Annotated in this window: 6 protein-coding genes, 2 tRNA genes and 1 pseudogene; 8 read left to right on the forward strand and 1 reads right to left on the reverse strand. The window is 37.3% G+C overall.

Going from position 1 to position 7,284, the window contains the following annotated elements; translation table 11 throughout:
- Positions 1-30: 30 nt before the first annotated feature.
- The 5 genes from tig to ACFIJJ_RS02335 all read left to right on the forward strand — a co-directional run bounded on the left by tig (position 31) and on the right by ACFIJJ_RS02335 (position 5,814).
- Positions 31-1,458 (forward strand): trigger factor, encoded by a 1,428-nt coding sequence (gene tig, locus ACFIJJ_RS02315; protein WP_375622145.1) that lies wholly within the window; start codon positions 31-33, stop codon positions 1,456-1,458.
- Between the two features lie 146 nt (positions 1,459-1,604).
- Complete coding sequence (gatB, locus tag ACFIJJ_RS02320) at positions 1,605-3,104, forward strand: Asp-tRNA(Asn)/Glu-tRNA(Gln) amidotransferase subunit GatB (RefSeq protein WP_375622144.1); 1,500 nt, start codon at positions 1,605-1,607, stop codon at positions 3,102-3,104.
- A 181-nt stretch (positions 3,105-3,285) separates the two neighbouring features.
- A complete protein-coding gene (locus ACFIJJ_RS02325) occupies positions 3,286-3,684 on the forward strand; it encodes an NADH:ubiquinone oxidoreductase subunit NDUFA12 (protein WP_375622143.1) in 399 nt (132 codons plus the stop codon).
- An 89-nt stretch (positions 3,685-3,773) separates the two neighbouring features.
- Entirely contained in the window at positions 3,774-4,199 is a 426-nt protein-coding gene (locus tag ACFIJJ_RS02330) for a DUF2155 domain-containing protein (protein ID WP_375622327.1), read from the forward strand.
- 886 nt (positions 4,200-5,085) lie between these two features.
- Positions 5,086-5,814, forward strand: a complete 729-nt coding sequence (locus ACFIJJ_RS02335; protein WP_375645799.1) for a rhomboid family intramembrane serine protease — start codon at positions 5,086-5,088, stop codon at positions 5,812-5,814.
- Here ACFIJJ_RS02335 and ACFIJJ_RS02340 read toward each other — a convergent pair.
- A complete protein-coding gene (locus ACFIJJ_RS02340) occupies positions 5,804-6,634 on the reverse strand; it encodes a TrmH family RNA methyltransferase (RefSeq protein ID WP_375622141.1) in 831 nt (276 codons plus the stop codon). The genes ACFIJJ_RS02335 and ACFIJJ_RS02340 overlap by 11 nt on opposite strands.
- A 205-nt stretch (positions 6,635-6,839) precedes the next feature.
- Between ACFIJJ_RS02340 and ACFIJJ_RS02345 the strand changes: the two genes are divergently transcribed.
- The 3 genes and pseudogenes from ACFIJJ_RS02345 to ACFIJJ_RS02355 all read left to right on the forward strand — a co-directional run.
- Positions 6,840-6,923, forward strand: a tRNA-Tyr gene (locus ACFIJJ_RS02345).
- A 31-nt stretch (positions 6,924-6,954) separates the two neighbouring features.
- Positions 6,955-7,028, forward strand: a tRNA-Gly gene (locus ACFIJJ_RS02350).
- 180 nt (positions 7,029-7,208) lie between these two features.
- Positions 7,209-7,284, forward strand: a pseudogene (locus ACFIJJ_RS02355) (elongation factor Tu); the annotation flags it as partial.

Consider the following 7,284-nt stretch of genomic DNA (forward strand, 5'->3'; position numbering starts at 1 on the left):
TCCCTCTCCTTAGAAAAATGAAGGTGTTTAATGCAGGTTACCGAGACGCTTAATGAAGGACTGAAGCGCGAAATTAAGATCGTGGTTCCAGCAAAAGATTTAGAAGAAAAGTTGAATGAACGGTTAGATGATACCAAGGGTAAGATTAAGCTTAATGGTTTTCGTCCTGGTAAAGTGCCTAGTGGGCATTTACGAAAAATGTATGGTAAATCTTTTATGGCGGAGATTCTCAATGAGATACTCAGTGATGCGCCACGTTCTATTTTAGCGGACCGCAATGAACGTGCAGCGATGCAGCCAAAAATTGACATAGATGAAGATGAAAAAATTCTAGATGGCAAAGCCGATTTTACTTTTAGTTTAAAGTATGAAGTTTTACCGAAAATTGAAATTAAGGATTTTGAACATATTGAAGTTATCCGTGAAATTGCAACTGTCCCTGAACAGGATATTGATGATCAAGTCAATCGCGTCCTTTCTTCTACGCGTAATTATTCCCTAAAAGAGGGGAGTTCTGAAGAAGGTGATCGTATTACCATAGATTATCAAGGTAAGCTTGAAGGCGTTCCATTTGAAGGTGGGGAAGATAGTGATGCACAACTGATTCTTGGGTCAAAACAATTTATTCCTGGTTTTGAAGAGCAATTGGTTGGTGTGAAAGCTGGGGATGTAAAAACGATTTTTGTTAAATTTCCTGATAATTACAGTGCGGCACATTTGGCGGGACGGGAAGCAGAGTTTGACATTACTGTCAAAGCTGTCTTTAAACCAGATGAATTAAAAATTGATGATGAAGCGGCACAAAAAGTTGGTTTAGAGTCTATAGATCGCTTACGTGAGGTCGTTCGTGGTCAGATTGAAAACCAATATGGTTCAGTGACGCGTCAAAAAGTTAAGCGTCAAATTCTTGATGCTTTAGATGCTGATTATAATTTTGAGATTCCTGAAGAACTTTTAGAAGTTGAGTTTAACAATATATGGGCTCAGGTTAATGATGATTTGAAAAAGGCTGGGCGCAGTTTTGAAGATGAAGGTGTTACAGAAGAAAAGGCACGGGAGGAATATCGTGTTCTTGCACAACGTCGTGTTCGTCTTGGTTTAGTGCTTTCTGAAATTGGAGTAAAGGTTGGTGTTAAAGTTAGTGAGGATGAGCTAAAGGCAGCTGTTTTTGATCAGGTTCGCCAGTATCCTGGACAAGAGAAAGAGATTATGGATTTTTTTCGTAAGACGCCAGAAGCTGTTGAAAATCTGCGTGCTCCGATTTTTGAAGAAAAGGTCATTGATTATTTGTTAGCACAGATAAAAGTGACAGATAAAGAAGTGACAGTTGAGGAATTGATGAAAGAATATGACGAATCAGAGGACATTGAAGAAAAGCCGGCAAAGAAAAAATCTGCAGTGAAGGAAAAGTCCGCAGAGAAAACATCAGCTAAGAAAAAAGCTCCTAAAAAAGCTTAATATTCACGCAAGTAAAACAAGTCCGATAGAATCGGACTTGTTGTAAGATTTATATCCTGGGGTTGCCCAGAGAGAATGGTTTTAAATAAGCCATGAGTATATTTTAAATACATGAGTATATTTTAAATATTGGTAGTGGATTGGCAATGAGCATCATTGATACGCGTACTCCTGATTCTAAGCGTTTTATTTCTGGAGTTACAGGTGATTGGGAAGTCATCATTGGCATGGAAGTTCATGCGCAAATCATATCAAATTCGAAACTTTTTTCAGGAGCATCAACCAAATTTGGTGCAGAGCCGAACAATCATGTATCGCTTATTGATGCAGCCATGCCAGGTATGTTGCCTGTTCTTAATCAAGAATGTGTTCGTCAAGCGGTTCGAACGGGGTTAGGATTAAAGGCGCATATTAATTTAAAATCTGTTTTTGATCGCAAAAATTATTTTTATCCAGATTTACCGCAAGGGTATCAGATTTCTCAATTTCGCTATCCCATTGTGGGAGAGGGAAAGATTATCATATCTGTTGGTCCAGATTCGAATGGCCAATTTGAGGATATTGAAGTGGGAATTGAGAGGTTGCATCTTGAACAGGATGCTGGAAAATCGATGCACGATCAACATCCAACGATGTCTTTTGTAGATCTTAATCGTTCTGGTGTTGCTCTTATGGAAATTGTTTCCAAACCTGATATGCGCTCATCAGATGAAGCCAAAGCCTATATGACAAAATTGCGTACGATTGTTCGTTATTTGGGCACTTGCGATGGCAATATGGATGAAGGTTCTATGCGTGCAGATGTCAATGTATCTGTTCGTCGTCCTGGTGAAGATTTTGGAACGCGCTGTGAAATTAAAAACGTTAATTCTATTCGCTTTATTGGTCAAGCAATTGAATATGAAGCGCGTCGTCAGATTGCAATTTTAGAAGATGGAGGCGTTATAGATCAAGAGACTCGACTTTTTGATGCCGCTAAAGGTGAAACGCGCTCTATGCGCTCAAAGGAAGAAGCGCATGACTATCGTTATTTTCCTGATCCTGATCTTTTACCATTAGAATTTGATCAAGCATTTGTGGATGCTTTGGCAGCAGACTTACCAGAATTGCCTGACGCTATAAAAGCACGTTTTGTTAAGGAAATGGGATTGACAGTGTATGATGCTTCCATTCTTGTGACAGAAAAGGCTATTGCTGATTATTTTGAAGAAGTAGCACGTGGGCGTGATGGAAAAATAGTTGCCAATTGGGTGATTAATGACCTTTTAGGGGCTTTAAATAAAGATAATCGTGAGATTGAAGAGTCACCAGTATCGCCAAATCAATTGGGAAGCATTATTGATCTCATAAAAGAAGGAGTTATTTCTGGAAAAATTGCCAAAGATCTTTTTGAGATTATTTGGAATGAAGGGGGAGATGCACGCCAAATTGTAGAAGAGCGAAATATGAAGCAGGTGACGGATACAAAGGCTATTGAAAGAGCTGTTGATGAGATCGTTGCCAATAATTCTGATAAAGTTGCGCAAGCAAAGCACAAACCTGCTTTAGCTGGTTGGTTTGTTGGACAGGTAATGAAAGCAACAGGTGGTAAGGCAAATCCCCAAGCTGTTAATGAATTGGTTAAGATTAAACTTGGCATAGATTAAATTTTATGGGGTGGAGCAGAAGCCATACATATGATATCTTCTCGAAATTAAAGGATAGCACGTTAACCTATCAATTGGAATTGTAGTTGAATTTACGAGTAACTTTTTCGATAATTTCAATCGTTAATAATTTTATTCCAACGATTAATTTCATGAGCGCACTAAATGAATGGAATAGCAGATGGCTCGTTTTTTAAAGCAAATCTTCACATGGTGGAATGGCAATACCATTGGTACGCGTTTTTTTACATGGCGCAAAGGTAAGCGGATAGGGGAAGATCAATTTGGAAATATATATTATGAAGGAGGACTTCATAAGGATGGTTATCCGCACCGTTGGGTTATCTATAAAGACTATTCTGAGGCCTCTACTATTCCACCAGGTTGGCACGGTTGGATTCATCATCGCTGTGAGTGTCCACCAACACAGGAGGATTATCATCCTTATGAATGGGAAAAGCCTCATGTTGCAAATATGACAGGAACAAGTGAGGGCTATCGACCAAAGGGGGCTATCACCTCCAGTGGAGAGCGTTCTTGTGTGCATGAAGATTATGATGCGTGGTCACCTAAAAAATAAAATATTTTAATGTACGTGTGTATTTTTGTCTTATTTGACTCTATGTTATGAAAAGAATTATTTTTTAAGGTGCGATTGATTTTGATATGATGAGATTTTTTTTATTGTTAGGGGTGAGGCATTTTATATATATTTTTTTTATGGGAATTTTAGTGTTTTTATCCTTAAATAATGGGGTGCGGGCTGAGCGTATTAGCAATGGAATTGCTGTTTTTGCAGGTCTTGACAAAATCACGGGACGGACCACACGTTTTGAAGTTACTCTTGGTAAAATTTATCAGTACGGCGCATTACAGGTAACTCCACGTGCGTGTTATACGAGCTCTAAAGATGAGCCAACGCGTACAACTGGTTTTGTCGAAGTCAATGAAGTGACATTAGATAAAAAAATACGACGTATTTTTACAGGATGGATGTTTGCAGATAGTCCTGGGTTGAATGCTGTTGAGCATCCTATTTATGATGTGTGGTTAAAGGATTGCAAGCAGAATTCTCAAGATCTTCCTCTTCAATGATTAGTGTGTTATCTATTTATAATACATTGATTTATAATGGTTTTTGTTATTTTGCAACTTAATAGGAGGTTAAAATTCCTATGATTGCCTCATTTAAATTTTTTTTATATTGAATTAATCCGAACTATTCTCTTGCGCGTTATAAGTGGCGGATGCGTAGATAAGACCGTCTAAGAAAGGAATAAAAATTTCTGTCATGAATTGTTTAAATTCAAAGATGCATCATTAGAATAAACATATTTTTTCAGTGTTTCATAGGAGACAGTTCTTGCATTATATCTGTTAAAGGTTGAAATGAAAGGCTTGTTTATATTTGTTAAAGAGATGAACTGACGCTTTTGCATTTATGAGGAAAACAGACTATTAAGTAAGTAATTCATTATGAAACATCAATTAGTATATTTAGAGAACGCTGTGTTGGTCGTTTTTTTCTCATAGAGATGTTGTTTTTCATTCAAAGAGTAGAAGCAATGCAAGCCATATTAATGGAAAAATTGAGATTTAAGATTATTTAAAGTTTATCAGTCGAAGTATAGCTTGATTAAAAAATGCAATGATCAATATATTTCTAGTAAGAAAACAATGTTTATGTATTTTTATTATATACCACACTCATAAGTGAGTTTATCTATTCGTAAGTTATTGTATATTGTATAATAACTTCGCATTTAAGTAAGCAGGATACCACTAAGTTTGTAAATCATATTCTTGATATCCATGCTTTTTTTAATCTTTTGTATAAAATACAGGTGTTTTCATATAGAGCTATTGAAAATTTAAAAAGGGGCTTCGAAGAGGCGTTAAAAGGATTCTGCATCACTGGGAGTGGTGTATTTATTTTGTATAAAGAATAACCCATTTTCTGAAAAATACGAGATTTTATACAATGAAAGTTTCTAGTCACCAGCATAATGATGTTTCCCGATTGCCGAAACAACCTAAAGAACCTTTATTGAATGTTCCATTTATTATAGTTGTGTTAATAGCATTTTGTTTTTGTCTTTATTGCATTTCTCAGTATTTTTTTTCTCATCAGGTTTATGTTGAAAGCCTTGAGTTTTTTTCATTTATACCAGCATTGTTTAAGAGGGATCCTGTAGCATTTTGTTATACCATGGTGAGTTATTCATTTATGCATAGTAGTTTTAAACATGTTGCTCTTAATATGGTTTGGCTTTTGGTTTTCGGCTCTCCTTTAGCAAGGCATTTTGGTGTTTTACGTTTTTTAATTTTTTGGGTGTTAACGGCAGTTATTTCTGTTTTGACTTATTTTACATTTCATCAAGAAAGTACCATATCACTTGTTGGGGCATCAGGTGCAGTATCTGGAATGATGGGTGCTATTGTACGTTACGGTTTGCCCAGCCGCTATTTAGGTGTTAAAGAATTTGGGGGGCATTTATTGTCCATCAAAAAAGCTCTACGTTCCAAGGGGGTGCTTGTTTATATGAGTATGTGGCTGATAGCTGACTTTATCATAGGTATTTCTTCCATTCTGTTTGAAGAAAACGGTATCTCAATAGCATGGGAAGCTCATATTGGCGGTTTTTTTGCGGGTTTTTTGTTGGTTGGTTTTTTTGATGTTTCACAAAAAAAATTAAAAATTAGAATCTAAGATATTTATGCGCTACATAAAGTGCTATTGTTGCTGCGTTTGAAACATTTAATGATTTAATATTTCCTGGCATATCAAGGCGTGCTAGAGCGCAAACGGTTTCACGTGTTTTTTTACGCAAGCCTTTACCTTCTGCTCCTAAAACAAGAGCAATTTTATTTCCTGTTAATGCTGTTTCTAGAGGTTGGTCACCTTCTGAATCGAGACCAAAGCTCGTAAAACCTGTTTGATGAAGTTCTTGAAGAGCTTCAGCGAGGTTTCGTACGGTAATATAATGAATCATCTCCAGAGCTCCTGATGCAGCTTTTGCAAGAACACCGCTTTCGTGGGGAGAGTGACGGCAAGTTGTAATAAGTGCTTTAGCTTTCAATGCAACTGCAGAGCGCATAATAGCGCCAACATTATGTGGATCGGTAATTTGATCCATGACAATGACCAGATCAGTATTGGTCAGTTCCGACAGTTTGCATGGTTTGAGGGGGAGAGTTTCCAAAACAATACCTTGATGAACAGCCTCACTTCCAACAAGCGAATCAAGATATTTGGGGGTGCATAATGTAACAGAGCAAGGATAATCTGATTCGGATATATTTAATCGTTTTAAGGCATTTTGTGTAACATAAAGACATTTTAAAATTCTTTTTGGGTTTTCTAAAGCAGCCTGAACAGAATGAATGCCATAAAGATGGATGATTCCTTGCTGTAAAGAAGCAGTTTTCTTCTTTGGGTGTGTAAAAGATCGAGAAGGAGAGCCTTTTGTGTCGCGATATCGGCGACGTAAACGAGCATAATGAGAATTTTGTGATATTTTTTCTTTCATAGCTTCTTTATAGCGTGTTAATAAGAAAAATAGAGAGAAAAAATCTATAATTTAAAATTATGAGCAGGAAATTTGTACAGAATTGTATTTATTCTGTTGACAGATACAATAGTAATCGTCATAACCACTTCGCAATCAGATTGAATTGAATGGGTGTTCAAGATGGTTGTCGTGATGTCTCATTGCGCGACTTTATCGGTGTAATGGAGGGGTGCCCGAGTGGTTAAAGGGGGCGGACTGTAAATCCGTTGCGTATGCTACGTTGGTTCGAATCCAACCCCCTCCACCATTCATCGAAGGAGAGTTAGTACATGGGTCATGCGGGTATAGCTCAATGGTAGAGCAGCAGCCTTCCAAGCTGAATATGCGGGTTCGATTCCCGCTACCCGCTCCAAATGGTTGTTGATGATTGGGCAAATAGGTATGATGGAAAATATTCCATTTATAGATTGGGTGGGATTTTCCGTCTAAGAGTTGTGGTGATTGGGCTATATACAGTCTGGTCAGACTTATTTTTGCAGAACTGTCCCTAGATGCTAACAAAAATAGGGAATAAAACAAGAGATTAATAGCAATGGCGAAGAGCAAGTTTGAACGAACAAAACCGCATGTTAATATTGGTACGATTGGTCACGTTGATCATGGGAAGA

The sequence above is a fragment of the Bartonella sp. TT29SHDZB genome, assembly GCF_042193395.1.
Classification (GTDB): Bacteria; Pseudomonadota; Alphaproteobacteria; order Rhizobiales; family Rhizobiaceae; genus Bartonella.

Coding starts and splice junctions, on each gene's coding strand:
- gatB (WP_375622144.1), top strand. CDS start 1,605: ATGAGCATCATTGATACGCGTACTCCTGATTCTAAGCGTTTTATTTCT.
- ACFIJJ_RS02335 (WP_375645799.1), top strand. CDS start 5,086: ATGAAAGTTTCTAGTCACCAGCATAATGATGTTTCCCGATTGCCGAAA.
- ACFIJJ_RS02330 (WP_375622327.1), top strand. CDS start 3,774: ATGAGATTTTTTTTATTGTTAGGGGTGAGGCATTTTATATATATTTTT.
- tig (WP_375622145.1), top strand. CDS start 31: ATGCAGGTTACCGAGACGCTTAATGAAGGACTGAAGCGCGAAATTAAG.
- ACFIJJ_RS02325 (WP_375622143.1), top strand. CDS start 3,286: ATGGCTCGTTTTTTAAAGCAAATCTTCACATGGTGGAATGGCAATACC.
- ACFIJJ_RS02340 (WP_375622141.1), bottom strand. CDS start 6,634: ATGAAAGAAAAAATATCACAAAATTCTCATTATGCTCGTTTACGTCGC.